Origin of the sequence: Clostridium sp. UBA871 (assembly GCF_002295255.1) — a bacterium.
In the GTDB taxonomy this organism is placed as follows: Bacteria; Bacillota; Clostridia; order Clostridiales; family Clostridiaceae; genus Clostridium_J; species Clostridium_J sulfidigenes.
Window position 1 is genome coordinate 157,748 of sequence record NZ_DBFV01000003.1, and the last position, 22,894, is coordinate 180,641.

Annotated in this window: 24 protein-coding genes; 21 read left to right on the forward strand and 3 right to left on the reverse strand. The window is 28.9% G+C overall.

What is annotated here, in order from left to right; all coding sequences use genetic code 11:
• The first annotated feature begins 99 nt into the window (after positions 1-99).
• Both B3086_RS02410 and B3086_RS02415 read left to right on the forward strand, forming a co-directional pair.
• Positions 100-1,719, forward strand: a complete 1,620-nt coding sequence (locus B3086_RS02410) for a hypothetical protein (RefSeq protein WP_346876651.1) — start codon at positions 100-102, stop codon at positions 1,717-1,719.
• Between the two features lie 111 nt (positions 1,720-1,830).
• A complete protein-coding gene (locus B3086_RS02415) occupies positions 1,831-1,998 on the forward strand; it encodes a hypothetical protein (RefSeq protein ID WP_156964387.1) in 168 nt (55 codons plus the stop codon).
• A 46-nt stretch (positions 1,999-2,044) separates the two neighbouring features.
• Here the strand turns inward: B3086_RS02415 and B3086_RS02420 are convergent, their stop codons facing one another.
• On the reverse strand, positions 2,045-2,659 hold the full coding sequence (locus B3086_RS02420; protein WP_346876650.1) for a 4Fe-4S dicluster domain-containing protein: 615 nt from the start codon (positions 2,657-2,659) through the stop codon (positions 2,045-2,047).
• Between the two features lie 377 nt (positions 2,660-3,036).
• On the opposite strand from B3086_RS02420, the gene B3086_RS02425 reads away from it, so the two are divergent.
• The 3 genes from B3086_RS02425 to B3086_RS02435 are packed head-to-tail and all read left to right on the forward strand — an operon-like array spanning position 3,037 to position 6,107.
• Positions 3,037-4,077, forward strand: coding sequence for a M20/M25/M40 family metallo-hydrolase (locus tag B3086_RS02425; RefSeq protein WP_346876649.1), 1,041 nt, complete (start codon positions 3,037-3,039; stop codon positions 4,075-4,077).
• Positions 4,068-5,096 carry a M42 family peptidase gene (locus B3086_RS02430; RefSeq protein WP_346847696.1) on the forward strand — a complete coding sequence of 343 codons (1,029 nt, stop codon included), beginning with the start codon at positions 4,068-4,070 and terminating at the stop codon, positions 5,094-5,096. Before B3086_RS02425 ends, B3086_RS02430 begins: the two co-directional genes overlap by 10 nt.
• An 18-nt stretch (positions 5,097-5,114) precedes the next feature.
• Entirely contained in the window at positions 5,115-6,107 is a 993-nt protein-coding gene (locus tag B3086_RS02435) for a hypothetical protein (protein ID WP_346847695.1), read from the forward strand.
• A 144-nt stretch (positions 6,108-6,251) separates the two neighbouring features.
• Here B3086_RS02435 and B3086_RS02440 read toward each other — a convergent pair whose 3' ends face one another.
• Positions 6,252-6,422: an HTH domain-containing protein gene (locus B3086_RS02440; RefSeq protein ID WP_084178217.1), complete on the reverse strand. Its 171-nt coding sequence runs from the start codon at positions 6,420-6,422 to the stop codon at positions 6,252-6,254.
• 83 nt (positions 6,423-6,505) lie between these two features.
• The gene (locus tag B3086_RS02445) at positions 6,506-7,303 is read right to left on the reverse strand and encodes a nitrilase-related carbon-nitrogen hydrolase (protein ID WP_346847694.1); all 798 of its coding nucleotides are present in this window, start codon (positions 7,301-7,303) and stop codon (positions 6,506-6,508) included.
• A gap of 287 nt (positions 7,304-7,590) precedes the next feature.
• Between B3086_RS02445 and B3086_RS02450 the strand changes: the two genes are divergently transcribed.
• The 16 genes from B3086_RS02450 to B3086_RS02525 all read left to right on the forward strand — a co-directional run bounded on the left by B3086_RS02450 (position 7,591) and on the right by B3086_RS02525 (position 22,816).
• Positions 7,591-8,418: a YihY/virulence factor BrkB family protein gene (locus B3086_RS02450; RefSeq protein ID WP_346847693.1), complete on the forward strand. Its 828-nt coding sequence runs from the start codon at positions 7,591-7,593 to the stop codon at positions 8,416-8,418.
• A 132-nt stretch (positions 8,419-8,550) separates the two neighbouring features.
• Positions 8,551-9,426, forward strand: coding sequence for a UTP--glucose-1-phosphate uridylyltransferase GalU (gene galU / locus B3086_RS02455; protein WP_346847692.1), 876 nt, complete (start codon positions 8,551-8,553; stop codon positions 9,424-9,426).
• A 233-nt stretch (positions 9,427-9,659) separates the two neighbouring features.
• A complete protein-coding gene (locus B3086_RS02460; RefSeq protein ID WP_346847691.1) occupies positions 9,660-11,699 on the forward strand; it encodes a PAS domain-containing sensor histidine kinase in 2,040 nt (679 codons plus the stop codon).
• A 151-nt stretch (positions 11,700-11,850) separates the two neighbouring features.
• Positions 11,851-12,192, forward strand: a complete 342-nt coding sequence (locus B3086_RS02465; RefSeq protein ID WP_035132193.1) for a single-stranded DNA-binding protein — start codon at positions 11,851-11,853, stop codon at positions 12,190-12,192.
• Positions 12,193-12,510: 318 nt separating this feature from the next.
• Positions 12,511-13,461, forward strand: a complete 951-nt coding sequence (locus tag B3086_RS02470; RefSeq protein ID WP_346880426.1) for a MoxR family ATPase — start codon at positions 12,511-12,513, stop codon at positions 13,459-13,461.
• 9 nt (positions 13,462-13,470) lie between these two features.
• Positions 13,471-14,598, forward strand: coding sequence for a DUF58 domain-containing protein (locus tag B3086_RS02475; protein WP_346878160.1), 1,128 nt, complete (start codon positions 13,471-13,473; stop codon positions 14,596-14,598).
• Entirely contained in the window at positions 14,598-15,863 is a 1,266-nt protein-coding gene (locus tag B3086_RS02480; RefSeq protein ID WP_346847688.1) for a hypothetical protein, read from the forward strand. Before B3086_RS02475 ends, B3086_RS02480 begins: the two co-directional genes overlap by 1 nt.
• Before the next feature lie 271 nt (positions 15,864-16,134).
• Positions 16,135-16,482 carry a DUF6514 family protein gene (locus B3086_RS02485; RefSeq protein ID WP_346847687.1) on the forward strand — a complete coding sequence of 116 codons (348 nt, stop codon included), beginning with the start codon at positions 16,135-16,137 and terminating at the stop codon, positions 16,480-16,482.
• A gap of 203 nt (positions 16,483-16,685) precedes the next feature.
• A complete protein-coding gene (locus B3086_RS02490; RefSeq protein WP_346847815.1) occupies positions 16,686-17,060 on the forward strand; it encodes a holo-ACP synthase in 375 nt (124 codons plus the stop codon).
• Between the two features lies 1 nt (position 17,061).
• Positions 17,062-17,964: an NAD(P)H-hydrate dehydratase gene (locus B3086_RS02495; protein ID WP_346847686.1), complete on the forward strand. Its 903-nt coding sequence runs from the start codon at positions 17,062-17,064 to the stop codon at positions 17,962-17,964.
• A 98-nt stretch (positions 17,965-18,062) separates the two neighbouring features.
• Positions 18,063-18,680, forward strand: coding sequence for a germination lipoprotein GerS-related protein (locus B3086_RS02500; RefSeq protein ID WP_346892744.1), 618 nt, complete (start codon positions 18,063-18,065; stop codon positions 18,678-18,680).
• 84 nt (positions 18,681-18,764) lie between these two features.
• Complete coding sequence (gene alr / locus B3086_RS02505; protein WP_346876645.1) at positions 18,765-19,928, forward strand: alanine racemase; 1,164 nt, start codon at positions 18,765-18,767, stop codon at positions 19,926-19,928.
• A gap of 126 nt (positions 19,929-20,054) precedes the next feature.
• Positions 20,055-20,318, forward strand: coding sequence for a hypothetical protein (locus B3086_RS02510; protein WP_051823997.1), 264 nt, complete (start codon positions 20,055-20,057; stop codon positions 20,316-20,318).
• Positions 20,319-20,333: 15 nt separating this feature from the next.
• Positions 20,334-20,687, forward strand: coding sequence for a type II toxin-antitoxin system PemK/MazF family toxin (locus tag B3086_RS02515; protein ID WP_035132183.1), 354 nt, complete (start codon positions 20,334-20,336; stop codon positions 20,685-20,687).
• A 363-nt stretch (positions 20,688-21,050) separates the two neighbouring features.
• Complete coding sequence (locus B3086_RS02520; protein ID WP_035132181.1) at positions 21,051-21,878, forward strand: transketolase; 828 nt, start codon at positions 21,051-21,053, stop codon at positions 21,876-21,878.
• Positions 21,878-22,816, forward strand: coding sequence for a transketolase family protein (locus tag B3086_RS02525; protein WP_414632266.1), 939 nt, complete (start codon positions 21,878-21,880; stop codon positions 22,814-22,816). Before B3086_RS02520 ends, B3086_RS02525 begins: the two co-directional genes overlap by 1 nt.
• Positions 22,817-22,894 lie beyond the last annotated feature (78 nt).

Consider the following 22,894-nt stretch of genomic DNA (forward strand, 5'->3'; position numbering starts at 1 on the left):
AATATTAATAGATTTCTGTAGTGAATTATTTTTGAAACAAGGAATTTTATGTATTTTGTAGAATAAGTTATTCAATTAAAGTATTGGAGTTGAGCACTTATGGAAGAGGTAAATAAAACACTAGTAACTTCATTGTATAATAAAATAAACTTGTATCTAGATATTGTAGAGATATTTGAATATTTACAGAAAGAATTTTCAAGCTATTTTAAATATGATAGTTCTATTACAGAGTCTACAACAAAGAAGTTCATTGGAGATTTTAATACCTTTGTTATAGTAGAAGAAAAGGAAAGAATTGAAGAGGTTTTTCATAAAGTACATACTAGTGAAGATCATAAGGTAAGCTGCAATGCTTTAAGTAAGGAAGTAAAAATAGATAAGAAATTCATCCATGATATTTTAGATAGTATAGAAAAAAATATAAATTCTAGGTTAAATCTATTTAAAAAGAAATTTGAGCTAGAGGTGTATACATTTCACATGAAGCATGGTGAAAAAGAAATATATAATGAACTAAATAGATATGTTTATGAGGATATGGAAGGGACATTATCATACATAGAAATAGGAGTTGTTCATCTTAAAAACATTGTAATGGGTGCTTTAGAAGAAGAAATAAAATCTTATCATAGGTTTATTTGGAATACATTCAAAGAATTAATGGTTGATTTAAGGGGAATAGATACCTTAAATAAGGGTGATATTTCAGATAAAATAATTATTAAAGAAGATGAGATTTTAAATTCCTTAGATGCTTTAAAAGAAAAGATATCAGAAGTGGTAAGGAAAGAATTTATAGAAGTACTACTTAACTTAATTAATGAAGCCTTTGGAGATGAATTTACTAAAAGAATAAAAATTTATAAAAAAGAATTAAATAAATACTTAGCCAAAGAAATTTGTGAATCAAATTTAACTAAAATAGAATCAATAGGATATACAACTACTTACGATAATTCTATGAAAAATAGAGAATGTACCATAGGATATAAGGTGTTTTCCTTAGAGCATGACTTTTTAAATATGATGATAAATATAAGTAAATTTAGCTTTGATGAAATAACAGATGAAATAGAACTCAGTATAAACAGTATATTTTATAATGAATTTACTAGACTAATTTATTATATAAATAGTGAAGAAGAGTTTTATGCCATGTGTAGAAGTTTTCAAGATAAGTTTAATTATATAACTTGTGAAATTATTAAATCTTCATTGAAGTCCATAAAGGATAATTATTATAACTCTATTATAGATATACTCATGGATAATATGAAATCTATCAGTGGTATTAATGTTTTTAAATCTATAGATAGCTATAGAGGAAATATAAAAGTATATAATCAAGGCTTAATTATGGATTTATATAATAAATGGAATAAGATGTATGGTAATTATAATGAGCTAAAGAAGTACTGTATAGATATATCTAATATATTAATTTTAGATGAAAAAGATATTTTAAAGGAGTATTTTCAGTTGGATTTTAAAGAAGATAGTATATTCAAAGGTGAATATTACTGTGACTTTAAGGCATTGGAAAGAAAAAAGGAAGAACTTTATAACAATGTAGCTTTAATAAAAGAAAAACTATTAAAAACTCTTCAAGGAGATTTTACAACTTATTTTGATCATTTATTTCAAAGTATAGGAAAAAATTTAGAATATGCAAAATCAGAAGAGAAGAATTATTATACGGCAATTAATACTATATAAACTTATAAGTACTTTTTAGATACTTTTAGGTATTAATAAATTTTTTAACTACACTAGGTGGTACAATTAACAGAATATAAGTAATATTTTAAATTGAATGGAGTTGGTATTATGTCAGTGGATTTGTTTAAAAGAGCTAATGCTAAGGATTCAGAGTTTAAGGGAAGAAGTGCTGATACAGAAAAATATTATTATAATCACTCTTTTAAAGCAAATATGATAGCTACTGGAATTATTGTTGCTGTAATTTTAGGGTTTATTTACTTACTTATTAGATAATAATACCAAAAGCCTAGAAAGGGTAGTTCCTTTCTGGGCTTTCTTTTTAGTCTTCAATATAATTTAAAAGGTTATTAAAACCTATTCTATAAACAGTAGTTGCAAAGGCCTCCCCTTGGATTTTATGAGCATTATAGAAGGATAAAAGTTTATCCATTACCTTAGGAATTTCCTCTATGCCATAAAATTTAGGTAATATGTGTGGAGGACAGGCTAATTCTGTACTATTAATATAAATAGTTAATCCTGTTCCTGCTGAAGATAGGGCTAAGAATGAACAGTTGCCAATGCAATTTCCACATCTTAAACACTTGTCCTCATGTAGGACTAATTCTTTATTTATTTTTTCAAGGGCGCCACTAGGACAATATTTAGTACATCTTGTACATGCTATACATTCACGTTGATTTAAATCTACTTTTGTACCATTAATTATTCCTATTGAATCTTTATATATTTCACTATACTTGTCTACTATATCTACTAGTTTAGTTAAATCATTTTCATTATAATTTTCTGCCGGTGTAGGTAGTGTGCTTCTCTTAAAAATAGACTCACAGTTATCATATAAGAAGCCTTGAACCTTTCTTCTTAATTCTATTGAAGTTTCATCTAATTTTTCATCAAAGGCCTTAGTAATATCTTTAGTATAATTAGTCATAAATATATTCTCCTTTTATAAAATATAATCCCTATAATAATTGTAATATGATTTAATAATAGAATAGCAAAGTATATTATTAGGTTCAAGATTTACTATAAATATAAGTTAAGAAGTATTTTTACTTAAGGCATATTCAAAAAATAAATAAGTCAGAATGCTCGTTTATTTTGTGTTATACTGCGTCAACAGAACCCGTAGATAGTGCTACTATCTATGGAACCTGTTTCCTTGTCTAACTCAAAATATACTTCCCATCTTTGACTTGTTATTTATTTTCAGATGCCTTAGTAGTATTGTTGTAAATACTTAACAGCTAAGGTATACTTTTATTATCATTAAATGTATTTTGTAATTAGAAGGGGAGTCTTATGATTATGGAGGATAAAGAGTTACTAAAAACACTTTGTATGTCTCATGGCCCTAGTGGAAGAGAACACTGGCTTGGAGATTATGTGACAGAGGTATTTTCGGAATTTGGACAAGTTACTAGGGATAATTTAAATAATATAATTATTCATAAGAAGGGTAAGGGCAAAGGTAAAATCATGCTTATGGCTCACCTGGATGAAGTATTTATGATTATAACAGAGGTAAAAGAAAATGGATTTTTAGCATTTAAAGGTAATGGTATTGATCCTAAGACTTTAGTTTCTAAAGAGGTTATAATCCATGGAAAAGAAGCTATTCACGGTATTATAGGAATTAAGCCACCTCACTTAATGAAGGATGAAGATCGAAAAAAAGCAGTAACTATAGATTCTTTATTGATTGATACAGGATATTCTAAGGAGTCTTTAGAGAACATAGTTAAACCAGGAGATTATGTTACTGTTAAAGGAAACTATAAAGAACTTTTAAATAATAATGTAAGTGTTAAAACTGTTGATGATAGAGGTGGAGTTGTAGCCTTATATAGATGTGCTAAGGAACTTAAAAATATAGAACATGATATGGATGTTTATTTTGTATGTTCTGCTCAAGAGGAAGTAGGTCATAGAGGTGCTAAAACTGCTACTAATAGAATTAATCCAGATATAGGTATTGCTGTAGATGTTACCTTCGATTGTGGAATGTATGGTCTTGAACATGGTGATACTGAACTAGGTAAGGGTGGAGTAATCTGTATAGGTCCTAATATTCATCCTAAGGTTAGAAAGCATCTTATGAAGGTTTGCAAAGAATATAATATTCCATTTCAATTAGAAGTGGAAGCCGGAAATACAGGAACAGATGCTTGGGATATTCAAGTAGCTGGTGAAGGGGTTGCTACACTTCTTATATCAATTCCTATAAAATACATGCATACTTCAGTGGAAACTGTAAATATGGATGATATAAAAAACACAGGATATATGATGGCAAAGTTAATAGAGAGTATAAAGGGTGAAGAATTGGAGGAATTAGTATGTTTTTAGATGAGATTCTTCAAAAGAACGGTATTTTAGATAAATTGACTTCTTTAAGTGGTCCTTCAGGATTTGAGGGAGAAGTAAGGGGCTTTATTAAAGAACAGGTTACCCCTTATGTAGATGAGATTTTTACAGATAGAATAGGAAATATTATTGTTCATAAAAAGGGTAAAGGAAAAAAAGTAATAGTTGATGCTCATATGGATGAGGTAGGTTTTATAATAACTGGCTACAATGAGGATGGAAGCTTAAGATTTAGTGCTTTAGGAGGGATAAATGCTAAGATAATACCTTCTAAGACTGTACTTATAGGGCCTAATAAAATACCAGGAGTTATTGGAGCAAAACCAATTCACCTTCAAGGAGCAGAGGAGAGAGAAAAGGGTCTAAATTATAGTGATTGCTGTATTGATATAGGAGCTAGGTCTAGAAAACAAAGTGAGGAGCTTATAGATCTAGGGGAGTATGTAGTTTTTGATACAGAGTATGATGAATTTGGAGAAGGGCTTGTAAAGGGAAAGGCCTTTGATGATAGAGTAGGATGTTTTGTACTTATGGAGGCATTAAAGGAAAATTATGATGTAGACCTATATGGAGTGTTTGCAGTTCAAGAAGAAGTTGGAGAAAGAGGCGCTTTCATTTCGTCTTTAAATTTAAAGGGAGATTTAGGAATTGCTTTAGAGGGTACAATATGTGCAGATATGCCAAGTGTTCCTAAGCACTTAAGAGCTACTGAAGTTGGAAGAGGACCAGCTATATCAATAATGGATTTAACTAGTATATTCGATGTTGATGTGGCTGATGATATTATGGAAGTAGGGAATAATTTAAATATTCCATATCAAAGAAGAAAAGCTATAGCTGGAGGAAATGATGCAGCTACTTTCCATGGCACAGGATCTGGGGCAAAGATTGCTACTATTTCAGTTCCATGTAGATATATCCATTCTTCAGTTTCAGTAGCATCAAAGGAAGACATAAAGAACACAGTTAAATTATTAGTAGAATACTTAAAAACACTATAGATTTTGGAGGTATTTGTGATGAATAAATTATTTGAAGATTTAGTAGGAGCATTTGGAGTTAGTGGACATGAGGAAGAAGTTAGAAGTGTAATTGTTGAGCAATTAAATTCACTAGAAGTTGAAAATAAGGTAGATAACATGGGAAATGTTATAGCTAAAATAGGTAGAAGTAATGGAGAGGAAGAAAAGAGAATTATGATTTCTTCTCATATAGATACCATGGGATTTATAGTTATGTATATTGAAGATAATGGTTTCTTGAGAATTGGAAAAGTAGGAGAATTTGATGAAGCTGCCTTTGTGAATAATATGGTAGAATTTGAAAACGGAAATTCAGGAAGAATTTGCGGAACTAAAGATAGTCCTAAAATAGATGACATGTATATAGATTTAGGAGTAGAAAGTATAGAAGAGGCTTTAGAACTAGTAAGAGAAGGAGATGTATGTATTATTACATCTAATGTTATAGAGGAAGAAAAGAATATAATTGCACCAGCTTTAGATAATAGAGTAGGCTGTTATATGTCACTAAAATCTATAGAGAAACTTATAGAGAATAAAGAATCATTAGAGAAGTTAGATAAGGAAATATATTTTGTATTTTCGACTCAAAACACTTTAGGAGGAAGAGGAGCAAGAGCAGCTGCTTATGAAATAAATCCTATGTATGCTTTAGTTGTAGATGGAGAAAATGCTGGAGATACATTAGGGGGAAGTGGAAAGTTTTCTTTAGGAAAGGGTACAGGAATAAAGTTCATGGATAAAACTTTGTTAATGCATCATGAAGTGAAAGAACAATTGGAAAAAGTTTATGAAAAAATGGATAAAAAACCACATTATATCTTTGGTGAAACTCAAGGTGATGGTAAAACAATCCATAAAGAGGGAGTAGGAGTTAAGACTGGAACCTTAGTTTATCCTGTAAGATATAAGGATACAAATATGGAAATGGTTAATTATAAAGATATAGAAGAAGGAATAGAAGTTATTTATAATTATACTACATTATAATATAAGGTTATTTAAATAGACCTATAGACATAACTTTTAGAGAATATACAAAAAAATAATAAATATTAGAGCCTTCACTTTAAGAATATGAGTGAAGGCTCAATTTAGTTTAGGATTAATTTGTTTTAAATTATAAGGTAGTAACTATTTTGCAGCGTAATAGCATCTTTTTGGAGATTCTATTTTATCCTCTGCTTTAAGTGATTTTATAGCTTTATCTACCTCTTTTTTGTCAATACCAGCCTTTTCAGCAATTTCTCCAGCTTTTAATGGCTCAGATGAATTTTTCAGTACTTCTAAAACTTTATCTACCATGTTAACACCTCTTTTAATAATTATAGTTATTTAATAATATTTATTATATAATATTTTAATAAAAATATCAACAATATTATATTTTATCTGTTATCAGTTTGTAATTTATTATAAAGTAATTCTCGTCTGTCCTCCTTTACTTTAAAAGAATTTCTGACTCTACTGACTAAAGATCTATCTATGTCTGCTATGAGAATATCCTCCACACCTTCCTCTGTGCTACCTATAATTTTACCTAAAGGGTCTATAATTAAAGAATTTCCACTATAGTTTATATTATTACCAATACCAATCCTATTAACTCCAGCAATATAGCATTGATTTTCAATAGCTCTACTTCTAAGCAAGGTTATCCAGTGTTCTTTTCTACTTTCAGGCCAATTAGCAGCTACAGTAATTAAGTCACATTTTTTTGAAGCTATTTGAAAGATTTCAGGGAATCTTAAGTCATAGCATATAAAAGGTGAAAGGGTTATTTCATCAATTTGTGCAAAGCATATTTCCTCACCACCAATGTAGTATTTACTTTCTTCACCATAGGAGAAAGGATGTATTTTAGAGTAGTTACATAGAATATTTCCATTAGAAGATATTATTGTATAATTATTTTTACCTTTTATATCATTAGTAATACCCTGAATATAACCAATTCCTGCATTAATACAATAACCTTTGCATAAACTAGAAATGTAGGAAAACGTAGAAAAATCAAATTCTTTTAATTTTTCTATGTTCATTGTAAACCCAGTAAAGGATAGTTCAGGAAATAAAAGTAAGTCTATTTTTAGCTCTTTAGCTTTTTTAAAAAATTCTTTGCTTGCTGATAAGTTAAATTGCTTATTTTCCCATAAAATATTATTCTGTACCAGTCCAATTTTCACAATATCACCCCTTATATTACTAATTATAATATATTTTAAAGTTATTATTCATAATAATCCTAAGAAATTTATTATTTTATAAGAAAGTTAATACTAAATTATATGAAGGGTGATTTGTTTAATTATGTTAAAGAAAGTGGTATAATTAAAGGAAACTTAGCTCCAATAATAGGTCAATTTTTAATTGAGTTTATAAATTCTTAATACTGTCTATATACTTCCTAGATAATAGGTCAATATTATAATATATAGACAATAGAATAATGTAAAAGGTAGGGGTATTGCCTATGAAAATAACTGAAAACACAGTGAAAATGGCATTGAGATATAAGAACCATCATATATCTTCATTAGCTTCACAGTTAGCTTTTGATATGCTGTTTTCATTTTTCCCATTTTTGATTTTATTACTAACTCTAGTTGGATTTATAAACGTAGATCCCATAGAAGTGATTGGAAGTTTACAAAATATAATGCCCGAGGAATTATATAATTTAGTATCTACTTTAGCCCTTCAATTGTTACAAACTAGAAATGGAAATTTATTATCTTTTTCATTAATGTTCTCCCTTTATACAGCATCTAGAGCTTTTAGAGCCATAAGATACGGGTTAAACAGAGCATATAATGAAGAGGAAGATAAAAATAAGATAAAGTTAATAATACTCTCCGTTTTATTTATGATAGTGATATCTTTTATGATAATATTTGTACTAGGTTTTTTAGTATTTGGAGAGATGATAAGTTTAGAATTAGTTCAATGGTTAGACCTTGATATTAAGTTATTTTATTTTATACGATATTTAAGGTACCCAATTGGTTTTGCAGGTATGATAGTTATATTTACAGCCATATATAAGCTTATACCTTCAAGACGAATAAAATGTAGAGAGGCCTTGCCAGGGGCTATATTCACAAGTATTGCTTGGATAATTTTATCAATGGGGTTTGCGTTTTATGTAAACAACTATGGGAAATATACTGATATTTACGGAAGCATAGGAGTGGTTATTGTTTTGATGGTTTGGTTACAAATAACATCTACTACAATTTTATTAGGGGGAGAACTGAATGCACTATTAATGTATGATAAAGAAAATAGCTTCAAAATATAATAAATTCATGTTTAATATTAACACTTATGAGAATGTTTAGTTTAATTATTTGTAATATTGTGTTAAGATAATGAAGAAGAATGACAATGATGTAGAATATTATATAAGGTCAATAGTAATGGAGGGTATGAGATGAAGGTTAGAAAGGCTATAATTCCAGCAGCAGGTTTAGGAACTAGATTCTTGCCAGCTACAAAAGCGGTGCCTAAAGAGATGATTCCTATTGTAGATAGACCTACTATAGAGTATATAGTAGAAGAGGCTGTGGCTTCAGGTATAGAAGAAATACTTATAATAACAGGTAGAAATAAAAAAGCTATAGAAGATCATTTTGATAGAGCTGTAGAACTAGAAATGAATCTTGAGAGAGATGGGAAGAAGGAACTTTTAGAGTTAGTCCATAAGTCAACTAATATGGCTAATATCCATTATATTAGGCAAAAGAATCCAAAGGGGTTAGGCCATGCCATAAGTTGTGCTAAAGCTTTTGTTGGAGACGAACCCTTTGCAGTTATGCTAGGAGATGACATAGTAGATAGTGAAGTTCCTTGTTTAAAGCAATTAATGGATGCTTATGATAAACATGGTACTTCAATTTTAGGAGTTCAAGAAGTAGCCAAAGAAAATGTAAGTAAATATGGAATTGTAAAAGGCGATAAAATTAATGATAGAGAGTATGTAGTTAAGGATTTAGTGGAAAAGCCAAAGGTTGAAGAAGCGCCATCTAATGTTGCTATTTTAGGTAGATATATTATAACTCCTGAAATATTTGACATACTAGAAGATACTAAACCAGGAAAAGGAAATGAAATACAATTAACTGATGGTTTAAAAACTCTAATGGAAAAGGAAAGTATGCATGCTTATATTTTTGAAGGTAGAAGATACGATGTAGGTGATAAATTAGGATTTTTAGAAGCTACAGTGGAATTTGCTTTAAAAAGACAAGATTTACAAGATAACTTTAAAAAAATTTTGGAAGAAAAATTTAATTTAAAGCATATATAATTTAATAATAGAGCATAAAAACTGGTATATAATCCCAATGATATATATCAGTTTTTATTTTATATATCAAATTTTATTATTTTTACTCAGAAGAGGTACGGAGACTTATTCTCATTAACCTGTCAAGAAAAAAATGTAGAATAATAGTAGAAAAATGTAGTAAAAAAAGTATTAATTTTAGTGTAAAATGATTAAGTGGTACATTGAGTAACGTTAAAATTGGAGGATAAATAATGGAGTTTAAGAATAAGGAAGATTTGGAGTTTTACAACAACATTTCGGAACCTATTATAGTTATAGATAGTAATAATGAAATTAAATACTGCAATGAAGGAGCGTTAGAATTTTTAGGAGTTCAAAGTATTGATTCAATTGAAGAGTTGGATATAAACACAATGATAAAGTTCTCTACGTTGAAGAGTGGTGTCTTTGATGTAAAGGATTTTATAAAAAATGATAGAAGTGAGAGAATTCGTGCAAGTATAGATACAAGAATATATAAAGAAATAGAAATAGAATTAGTTTTTAGAAGTATAAAAGTTGGTAATAGTGAAGGCACCTTAATGTTGTTGAAAAATATAGTAAGTAATAATCTCCATTTTAAATCAGAAGTTATCAATAAAGACAATAGCAAATTAGAGGAGCATGAAGAATTTAAATATATTGTAGTAGATAAAGACGAGGATGAAGCCTTCATCTCAACAAAAGAAATAGACTTAAATATAAATTTTTATAAAGCTATTTTTGCTAATAGTACCACTGGAATTGTAATAGAAAAGGAAAATAGAATTAGTTATATAAATAAAGTTGCTATGGATATAATTGGAGACCCAAAAAGTGATACCTTTTTAGGTAAAAGTATTTTTGAAATAATTAAGTTAGATTCTATACAATATAATGATGAATTTTTGAAAAAACAGTATTCTAAATATAATTCTAGTTTGAACATAGTAGAAAGAAAGTTTATTAGAGAAGATGGGAGCATTGTTTATTGTGAAGTTACACCCATGTGTTTTGTGAATGATAATGATATATATTCTATATTTTTAATTAGGGATATAACAAGAAGAATAAAAGTAGAGGAAGCAGTAATAAGCAATAGGGATAATTATGTTGAGCTTCTTAAACTTTTACCCTTTGGTATGGTTATATATTCTGATGGTAAGCTTGAAATAGGTAATGAGGCTTTAGTTAATATTTTAGGACTTAACGGAATAGATGAATTAAAAAATTTATCCTATATAGATATAGTAGATGAAGAATATAAAGATGTAGTTAAAGAAATGTATTTTGATGCTCAATTTAGAGGAAAATCTACAGAATTTAAGGAAGTTAAAGTGAGAAGGGAATATGGAGCACTAATAGATGCTGAGATTGCAAGTTTCGGAATAAATTTTAGTTATGGAAGATCTGTAGTATTTTTAATTCAAGAAGTTACAGAACGCAAAAAAGCTCAATTAAATAAAGTTAAATTGGAACAAGCTATAAAATATGATAAGTTAAAAACTGAATTTATATCTAATATGTCCCATGAACTAAAAACACCATTGAATATAATATTAAGTACTGTACAAGTATTGCAATACAATTATAAAGATAAAAATGATGAACAATTGGATAGATATCTAGATTTAATGAAAGTAAATAGCTATAGGTTATTAAGACTAATAAATAACTTAATAGATGTTACTAGAATTGATGTAGGTAACTTAAAAATGAATTTTGGCAATTATGATATAGTAGCTATAGTAGAGGATATAACTATGGCGGCAGTAGAATATGTGGAAAGTAAAGGTATGACTTTAATATTCGATACTGATATTGAAGAAAAAATTATAGGAATTGATAGAGAAAATATAGAAAGAATAATATTAAACCTATTATCAAATGCAGTTAAATTTTCTAAGGATGACGGAACTATTATGGTGTCTATTCATGATTTAGGGGACAAGGTTCAAATTTCAGTGAAGGATAATGGAATTGGTATTCCAGAAGAACTTCAGGAAAAGATATTTGATAGATTTGTGCAAGGTGAGGATCTATTTACCAGATCTCACGAGGGGAGTGGAATAGGATTATCCCTAGTAAAATCTATAGTTGAAAATCATGGTGGAAAGACATATGTAAAAAGTATTGTTAATGGAGGAAGTGAATTTATTGTAGAACTTCCAAACATTCTTTCTAAAAATCAATTTTGTTCAACAAATCTATATCATGCTGATAAATATAATTTAGAAAGAATAAAAATTGAGTTTTCAGATATATATAGATAAGAATATTTAAAATGCTATTGGAATAGTTGTTCCAATAGCATTTTATTTTTCATACATTAAAAGAATGGTTAAGATATTTTTAATAATATGTTTAAAAAATATATTCATGGGTAAAATTACAAAAAATGATATGTTTTTTTGGAGGTATATGATGAATAGAATAGTTTTAGTTGGTAGATTGACACGAGACCCTGAAATTAAAGTTTTTGAAGATAGTAGTAAGGTTTTTACTAGATTGGTTTTGGCTGTAGATAGACCTTATAAAACTGCATCGGGAGAAAAACATGTAGATTTCATTCCAGTAGTACTAAGAGGAAAGAAAGCAGAAATTGTTAATGAATATCTAATTAAAGGAAGTGTTATTAGTGTAACTGGTAGACTTCAAAGTAGGCATTATGAAGGTGAAGATGGACAGAAAAAGTACATATCAGAAGTTATAGCAGATGAATTTCAGTTCATGAATACTAAGAAACCTAAAGAAGAAATTGGTTAAATCTACATGACTTAAATTGTTATTTTAGTAAATCGCATATATGTGTATAACAATCTAAACAATATTTTTAATCAGTAAAGTCTATTCTATTGTAATATCACAATAGAGTAGGCTTTTTTAAATTAATTAATAATAAGTAAAAAAATATTTATTTATTAAAAAGTCACAGGTTAGTATATTAAAAATATTTGGATAATAGGCATATTAAGAGTATAATAAATTCATAAGGCAAAACTTTAATCTTATTTAAAAATGGTAAATTTTAGGTATAAAATATAGATTATAGTTAAACAAAATATAAGGGTAGAGGGGTTTATTATGGATCTTGAAAAATTTAAAGTATTTAGAGAGAAAACAATGGAAAACATATCTAAAGTTATAATTGGTAAAGAGCATATAATTGATAAAATAATAGTGTCATTTATAACTTCTGGTCATGTATTATTAGAAGATGTTCCAGGACTTGGGAAAACTAAACTGTGCAAAACATTGTCAAAAACTATGAATTGTAGCTTTAAAAGAATTCAATTTACACCAGACTTATTACCTTCGGACTTAACAGGAATATATTTTTATAATCAACAATCAAAAGAATTTGAATTCAGAGAAGGACCGCTTCTAAGTCAAATTGTTTTAGCTGACGAAATAAATAGAGCTACGCCAAGAACACAATCTGCTTTACTTGAGTGTATGGAAGAGAGACAGATAACAGTAGAAGGAAATACGATAAAGTTAAAGAGGCCATTCTTTGTTATAGCCACTCAAAATCCAGTAGAACAATTTGGTACATTCCCGTTACCGGAAGCTCAATTAGATAGATTTTTTATGAGATTATCTATGGGGTATCCAAGCTATGATGAAGAAATAAAAATGATGGATAGGTTTATAGGAAAAGATCCATTAGACTCCCTAGAGTCTGCTATAACTATAGAAGAAATAAACTATGTTCAAGAGAATTATAATAAAGTTTATGTTAGTGATGAAATAAGAAGATACATAGTAGATTTAGTCAATGCTACTAGAACTAACAGTGAAATAGAGTTGGGATGTAGTCCTAGAGCTACATTAAATCTTATGAAAGGTTGTCAAGCATTAGCTGCTATTAGAGAAAGAGATTATGTGATTCTTGAAGATGTTAAAGAGCTTGCAATACCTATAATGAGTCATAGAATTATCTTGAAAAGCGAAATAAATAGTGGCAGTGAGAAGAGTGAAAGAGTTATACAAAAGATTCTCGCAACTATAGAAACTCCAATAGATAGGCAATAGAGGTGTATTATGATACTTCAAATATTTGTTTTTGCAGCAATTGTAATTATACTGGTAAATATAATGAGTTTTATTACTGAAAAAGGGTATGAAAACTTAAAGGTGTATAGGGAAATAAAACCAGATAGGGTAACTGTGGGCGAAGAATTTACAATAACTATGAAAGTAGAAAACAATAAAAGAATGCCCGTTCTATTCTTAGTGGTGGAAGAAAGAATACCTGTTGAATTAAGATTTGTTGGCGAAGTCTCTACTTACAAATATGGAAATGATAATTGGCACATATGCAAGTATGTAATGGGTAAATTTCAAAGAAAAAGTAGAACTTATACTTTAGTAGGAAAAAAAAGAGGAGCTTACATAATAAAGTGCATGAATATTTTTATAGGGGATATGTTGGGACTAAATATTAAAAGTAGAGAGCAGAATGATTATATTGAAGTTTTAATTTATCCTAAGGTAAAATCAATAGGAAGCTTTAGATTTGATGTGACAAATTTTTTAGGAGATAATACAGTAAGGAGATGGATACATAAGGATCCTTTATATATAAAAGGAGTAAGAGAGTATAACGTTGAAGATAGAATGAAGGATATTCATTGGAAAACTTCATTAAAGGCAGATAAGCTTATGGTTAAGGACTATGATTATACTTCAGAACAACAGATGGTTATAATCCTTAATACACAATGTGGAGATCCTTGTTGTAATTATATAGATGAAGATATTATAGAAACATCTATAGATATTGCAGTTGCATTAGCTGCAAAAGCATCTAAAGAAAGTATCCCAACAGGTATTTGGAGTAATGCACATTTGATTTACTGTAATGAAAATTCTGTAAATGAGATTGAGCCGAAGGTAGGAAGTTTTAATAGTATATTGGAGTTTTGTACTAGAATATATCTTGCTGTAAAATATGAACTTAATGAATACTTAAAGAGTAGAATGCCTTATTTTGATAAAAGTTGTACCTATGTATTAATTACTACTTATTTAAATGAAAAAGATATTAGGATTTTAAATATTCTAGTGGCAAATGGCTATAAAATAAAGATTATAGATGTTTCTAGAGAAAACAAAATTAAAAATATCAAAGGAATTGATAAAATTTCATATAAGGGGGAGATGAAGTAATGAGTTGGTCTGAACAAGTTAGGCTTTATTATGATATAACATTTAGTATGCTAACATCTGTTGTTTGGATGATAGTAACAGCTCTTATATTTTCTAAGGATATGAAATTTTCTATTTTCATTTTAATGATGATATCTATATTAACTAGCAAATATTTACTAAGAAAAGGTAAGAAGGTAGAGATTTGTATTGGGGTTTCTTTAATCCCAATTATTGTTTACGAAATATTTAGTCAAGAAATAGTAATTGCCATTGTAGATATAATATTTGTAGCATTAATCAGTGCTGTTTTACTTAGAGAAACTAATGAAAATATAAATTATGATAGATATAAAAATATTTTTATAAATGGAATTTCTTATATTTTCATAGCATCAATTATCTGTAGTATGTTCAGGCCTATTTATGCAGAAATCATATTTAGAGGTATAGTTATATATCTGATTTTGATGGTTATAACTATGAGAGAGACTATGGGATATTGTTATAATATAAAAAGTTCAAAAGTGAATAAAATTATAAATATATCTCTAATTTCATTGGCATTATTAACTACACAGGAGTTTTTTTATAATATATTTGTGAAGGTAGTTTCAATTTTGTATAGAGGAATTGAATTTATAACTGAATTTATAATAGATGTAATAGTAAAAATTATTGGGATTCCAATGACTTGGGTTTTTAATGCTTTACAAAAATTATTTACTGAAAGACGAGGAGCTTTAGAAGATATATTTGGAAGAATAGATTCAGGTAGTAAAAATCCCCCAAATATAAAAGGATTAACGCCAGAAATGGTAACAGCAAGTCCCACATTTATATTTATAATGAAGGTTATAGTTACAATAATATTAATATTAATTGTAAGTAGTATCATAAGAAAAATAATAAAAGGTACTAATTTAAATAGAGATGATGGTTATACTGAAATAATTGAAGAGATTGAGCAAAAGGATCCTGGTTATAAAAAAGTTATAGATAAAATCAAAAAAATATTTAGAAAGAAGGGTACCCCTAGGGAAGAAGTTTTATATAAGTATAGTGAGTTTGTAGAAGTTGCAAATAAAAAAGAGATTTTTAAGACATATATGACTCCAAGACAACTTGGTAATATTGTTAAGATAAAAGTGGATAACTGTATGGAAGTTGATGAAGTTACTAATATGTATAATGAAGCAAAGTTTTCTACACATATTATAAACAAGTCTTATGAACAAAAAGTGGAAAAATATGTGGATAACATCAATAAAAACATAAAAAAGTGACAAGAAAAATTAATCTACAATAAAAGACAAGAAAACTCACATAATATTAACATTTTATCCACTGATATATTAACAATAACAAATAGTTTTGTATAACTGTAAAGAATAAGTAATTTTGTGAAATAAGGTGTAAATTTTGAGGGGGAATATATTATTGTTGCCTACAAGAATTTACACATTATTTTTTTATATAGTGATACAATTTCTTTAGGCAATAAAATGTTGTAATTTTATTGCTATAAATGGTTTTACATTATTTGGGGGTGCTTTTATGATAATTGAGACGTTGAAATCTAACATGGTATGTGAAGAGAATACTATAGAATACACTTATAATTTAATTCAATCAGAATTAGAGGTCCATATGAATGGTGAAAGAAGGGTTATAGATGTATATGGTGTAGAAATAGAAAGTGAAGTGAAAAATAAAGGCAAACATGTAAAGCAATACAAAGAACATGTAGAATGTATAACTCCTAATAGATATAAGGGAAGTGAACTTCTGGGATTATTAAAAAATAATGTGGTCTCACCAATACATCTTATAGATATTATAGAAGAATATATAGAGGCATATTATGCTGATTTTGACGAACTTGTACAAGCAATAGCAAATTAATTATAACTATTTTTATTTATATGAGTAGTTTATAAAGTTAAACTTAATTAATATGATAATTGAAAATATTATCATCATATACTTTCATATATATATAAGTTATAGTTGATATTAACCTATTTATTTATTAAAATTAAAGATGTAAAAATATGTTTATAATTTAATTATAAGTATATGAAATATTTAGGTTTGGAGGTGAGATGGTGATAGTAGGAGTTGGAGTAGATATAGTTGAAATAAGACGTATAAAAGATGTAATGGAAAAAAATGAAAAGTTTTTAGAAAAAATATTTACAAGTAAAGAAATACAATACTTGAAAACTAGGAATTTAAGGCCGGAATATGTAGCAGGTAGGTTTGCTGCAAAGGAAGCGGTTTCAAAAGCACTAGGAACAGGGTTTAGAGGATTCAACTTCAGAGATATAATAGTAGATAGTACTACTCTTGGTAAACCTACAGTCACATTAGAAGGGCAGGCAAAAAATATTGCTAACAAGAATGGGAATACAACTATTCATCTGAGTATTTCTCACGGATGCGATAGTGCTATTGCCTATGCTGTTTTGGAGGTCGTTTAATATGGTAAATCCTTTTGATAAATTAAAAATTAATAGATTAGGGTTTATAGGATTTAAACATAGGGCCATACAAATGGATAAGGAAATGATACAAAGTATATTAAAAGCTAGAGATGATGATACCTACAAAGGAGATTATGGACAAGCATTTATAATAGCTGGCTCTATGGGCTTTTCTGGTGCTGCATATCTTACTACTCAAAGTGCAGTAAGAAGTGGCGCTGGATTAGTGACCCTTTGCGTTCCTAAAGAAATACAGGAGATAATGAGCATAAAGTTAAATGAGGCTATGACAATCAATTTTGAGCAAAGTGAAAAAATAGGTAATATTATGGTTAAGTCTAATTGTATTGCTATTGGACCAGGAATGGGGAATGCTAAGTTAACTTTTAATATAGTGAAAAGTATGATTGAAAATGCAGAATGCCCTATTGTAATAGATGCGGATGGACTAAATGTACTACAGGGAAAACTTGAATTGCTTCATAGTAAAAATAATAGCATTATATTAACACCTCATTATGGGGAGATGGCAAGATTAACTGGATTATCTGTTGATGAAATAAAAGAAAATAGGGTAGAAGTAGCAAGGAATTTTGCTTATGAGTATGATGTAATAGTTTTATTAAAGGACCATAGAACTGTAATAACTGATGGAACACAGGTTTTTGAGAATACTACAGGAAATAGTGCAATGGCATCAGGTGGAATGGGAGATACTTTGACAGGAATTATAACTTCATTTATTGCTCAGGGATATGATGCTCTAGAAGCTACATGCATTGCTACATTTATACATGGATATTGTGGTGATAGGCTAGCAGAGAATATGTTCTGTGTCAATGCTACCCATATTATAGAAGAATTACCTTTTGGGATAAAAGAAATTTTGGATAGTAATTGATACATAGAAATAACTGTGGATTATAATAAAATAAATATGGTTATAGAGAGTAGAAAACTATAATAAACATATAGTGTAATAAGTAATTGGAGGAATTTATGAAAAAAAGACTAACTTATACACTATTTATTATAGCTATATGCCTAACCATTGCAGTGGCTTTATTCATTAAAGGAAGAACAAGGACTTTAGATGAGTATAATGTAATTGATTCCTTAAATGAGATTAAAGCCTATAAGAGTGATATAACTATAGAGGTCGTAAATGACAGAGAAACAAATAAGTATGAAGGGTTTCAAACCTATAAAAAAGATATAGGATATAAACTGGATTTAAAGGATAAGAGATCTTTTACTTTTAAAGGTGATGAGATACTTGTTAAAGATAAGGAGAATATCAAAGAGTATACCTTAGATAAAGGGTTTGATGAAGTATTTAAATATGGATTTATTGGTGAATATATAGGATTAATATATACAAATGAACAATTAGAATTTGAAACTGAAACAATAAATAATAGTGAGTGCTTTGTGATAACAACAGTGATTCCTGGAAGCAATAACAACATTTGCCAAGGTAGCTTATATTATGATATTAAAAATAATAGACCGAAGAAAATAATAATCTATGATAATAAAGGTAGAGAAAGAATTATATATACTTATGAAAACTTTAACTGGACTGATAAGGTTGAAGATGTGGAGTTAGATTTATAACAATGATACAAAACAGTAAGAGCGAATCTAGTATTTACTATGAGGTAGTTCTTGACAACTGGAAAGGTGAGCAAGGTGAGTAATATGGAAAAAAAGATAAGACCCTCTTGGGCAGAAGTGGATTTAGATGCTTTAAGGAATAATGTAAGTGAAGTAAAAAGGGTTTCAGAGGGGAAGGAAATAATTGCTACAATAAAAGCTGATGGATATGGACATGGAGCTATAGATATATGTAAGTCTATGATGGATGAAGGTATAAATAGATTTGCAGTAGCTATTGTTACAGAAGCGGTAGAACTAAGAAAAGCTGGTGTGGAAATTCCTATTATTATATTGGGATATACACCAAAGGAATTTTATGATGAAGTTATTGATTTAAACCTAGAGCAAACTATATATGATTATGAAGATGCTAAAATACTTTCAGACATAGCTATAAAGAAGAATAGCATAGCTAAAATTCATATAGCTGTAGATACAGGTATGGGGAGGATTGGATTTTTAACAACGAGGGAGCAGGCTAGGGAAGTACATAGGATAACTAAGTTAAAAGGAGTAAGAATTGTAGGAATATTTACTCATTTTGCTACTGCTGATGAGAAAGACAAAACTTATGCTAGTTTTCAAATAGAAAAATTTAATATATTTAATATATATCTTGAAGAATTAGGTATAATTATACCCTTTAAGCATGTAAGCAATAGTGCTGCTATAATAGATTTTCCTGACTTACCATATGATGGAGTTAGAGCTGGTATTATGCTTTATGGATATTATCCTTCCAAGTATGTTAATAAAAATAATGTTAACTTAATACCTGTTATGTCGCTAAAATGTAAAATTGTTCATTTGAAAAAAATACAGGAAGGCGATTATGTAAGCTATGGTAGATTGTATAAAGCACCTGCAGAACGGATAATTGGAACTCTTCCTATAGGATATGCAGATGGCATTTCGAGAGCATTAACAGGGGTGGCTAAAGTAATTGTGAATAGTAAAATAGTACCTGTTGTAGGTCGTATTTGTATGGATCAATGTATGATAGATGTAACAGATGTACCTGGGGTGAAGATTGGGGATGAAGTTATATTAATTGGAAAAGATAATATAGGGAATGTTATAACAGCAGATGATATAGCAGAATCTATAGGTACAGTCAATTATGAAGTAATTTGTGATATAAGTAAGAGAATTCCAAGAATATATACAAAAAACGGTAAAATTTTCAGTGTAAGAAACTACGTATAGTAAAAAGTATAAAAAAATGTTGTAAAAAGTAGAAATTGAGGATAATTTCTTTGACATAATAACAATTGATGATTTATAATTAAGTTGTACATAAAGTTGTTATTTAAATTGGAGGTAATGAAATCCATGGGTAGCTCAAAGAAATTTATTCTGAATTTTGGTAGTAGTTTTTGCGAAAAATTTAATGATGTAGATAAAAAACAATTTATAACAAATAGTAAATTAATTATGGATTATGGAATAGTATATAGTGAAGGCTATAATAGTAATAGCTATATAGAGAAAATGAAACAAGGATATTTAGCTATGAGAGAATTAAATTTAGAATTATCAGAATATGGCTTTGAGAGTTATATTAATGACTTAAGTGAATATGAAGCTAGCCTTTAGGAGTGTGAATGCCTAATGACAATTGTTATAAAGAGAGGCGATATATTTTATGCTGATTTAAGCCCAGTGGTTGGATCAGAACAGGGTGGAATAAGACCTGTAATAATTATACAAAATGATGTGGGAAATAGATATAGTCCAACTGTGATAGTTTCAGCTATAACCTCTCAGATAAATAAGGCAAAACTTCCAACTCATGTAGAGATTTCTTCTGAAGAATACGGATTAAATAAAGACTCGGTAGTTTTGCTAGAGCAAGTTAGAACTTTAGACAAAAGAAGATTAAAAGAAAAGATAGGTCATATGACCGATGAAGATATGATTAAAGTTGATGTTGCTCTTAAAATTAGTTTAGATTTAAAAATGTAAAAATAAGCTTAATATTAAGGGGCTGTTTCAAAATACACTAAATCTTAATTGGATGTGGAGTATGCACTAACAACAATATTTTAGTGAAACTTAACATTTTATAGAGATTAGTGAATTATTTTGAAATAGCTCCTTTTAAATTAAATCGGTAGATGGACAAAAAAATATAAAGTATTTATTACTTTTATAATGATAGAAGTATAGTTGTATTTAATTGAAGTGTAAGGTAAATAATATATTAATAATTATTGGAGATTTCTTATAATGAAATGTATGGATAAAAGTAAAATTTCAACTAAATAGTTGAGAATAAATAAATTATTGATATAATGGGTTTAGAAGAAAATCAGGGAGGGATAAGCAATGGAAAAGTCATTAATAGCATTAGAGAATATAGCGAAAGTTTTAAGAAAAGATATTATAAAGATGGTAACAGAGTCAGCATCTGGTCACCCAGGCGGTTCTCTATCAGCTGTAGAAATCATTACTACATTATATTTTAATGAAATGAATATTGATGTAGAAGACTCTAAGAATCCTAATAGAGATAGATTTGTATTATCAAAAGGTCATGCTGCACCAGTTTTATATGCAGCTCTTGCGGAGAAGGGTTTCTTTAATAAAGAAGAACTTATGAAATTAAGAAAAACTGGAGCAATGCTACAAGGTCATCCAAATATGAATTACATACCAGGAGTAGATATGTCTACAGGTTCATTAGGTCAAGGAGTTTCCGCTGCGGTAGGTATGGCACTAGCAGGAAAGCTTGATAATAGCTCATATAGAGTATATACCCTACTAGGAGATGGAGAATTAGAGGAAGGTCAAGTTTGGGAAGCAGCTATGTGTGCAGCTCATTACAAACTAGACAATTTAACAGCTTTTGTAGATTATAATGGACTTCAAATAGATGGAGATATTGATAAGGTTATGAATCCTAATCCTATAGCAGATAAGTTTGTAGCATTTGGATGGAACGTGATTTATTTAGAAGATGGTCATGATTTAGTTAAGATAAAAGATGCTATAGAAGCTGGAAAAGGAGTAAAAGATAAGCCTACAATGATAGTTTGTAAAACAATTAAAGGAAAAGGTGTATCTTTTATGGAGAATCAGGCAGGTTGGCATGGTTCAGCTCCAAGTAAAGAGCAGTGTGAAATAGCATTAAAAGAGATTGGGGGAGAAGAATAATGAAAAGTGTTGCAACTAGAGAAGCCTATGGAAAAGCATTAGCAAGAATAGGTAAAGAAAATGAAAATATAGTAGTTCTTGATGCAGACTTATCTAAGTCTACTAAAACTGCTGATTTTAAGTCTGTATGCCCAGAGCGATTTATCAATATGGGGATTGCTGAAGGTAATATGATGACTGTGGCAGCGGGAATGGCAGCTTGTGGAAAAATTCCTTTTGCATCTACTTTTGCTATATTTGCAACAGGAAGAGCTTTTGAACAAATAAGAAATTCTATATGTTACCCTAAATTAAATGTAAAGGTATGTGCTACTCATGCTGGTCTAACAGTAGGAGAAGATGGTGCTTCTCACCAATCTGTAGAGGATATTTCATTAATGAGAAGTATACCTAATATGGTGGTGATTAGTCCAAGTGATGGAATTGAGGCTGAAGCAGCAATAGAAGCTATAACAAAATATGAAGGCCCTTGCTATGTTAGACTTGGTAGAAGTTCGGTACCTATAATAAATGATAATGAAGATTATAAGTTTGAAATTGGTAAAGGAATAACTTTAAGAGATGGGAAAGATGCTACTATAGTTGCAACTGGAATTATGGTAGAGGCAGCATTAGAAGCGTACAATATTTTGGCTGAAGAAGGCATAAGAGTTAGAGTTATTAATATACATACAATAAAGCCTATAGACGAAGAATTAATAACAAAAGCTGCAAGAGAAACAAATCTTATAGTTACTGCAGAAGAACATAGTATCATAGGTGGCCTTGGTTCAGCAGTGGCGGAAGTAGTAACTACACATTGTCCAGCTACAGTTTTAAGAGTTGGAATAAAGGATACTTTTGGTGAAAGTGGTAAGCCTGCAGAATTATTAAAAGCTTATGGATTAACAGCATTAGATATAGTTAAAGCAGTTAAGACTGGAATTAGTATGAAATAAAAAATAAAATTGAATATGGAAGAAATCTAAGGAGACTTAGGTTTCTTTTTTTTATAGCCTATGATATAATTTATAAAT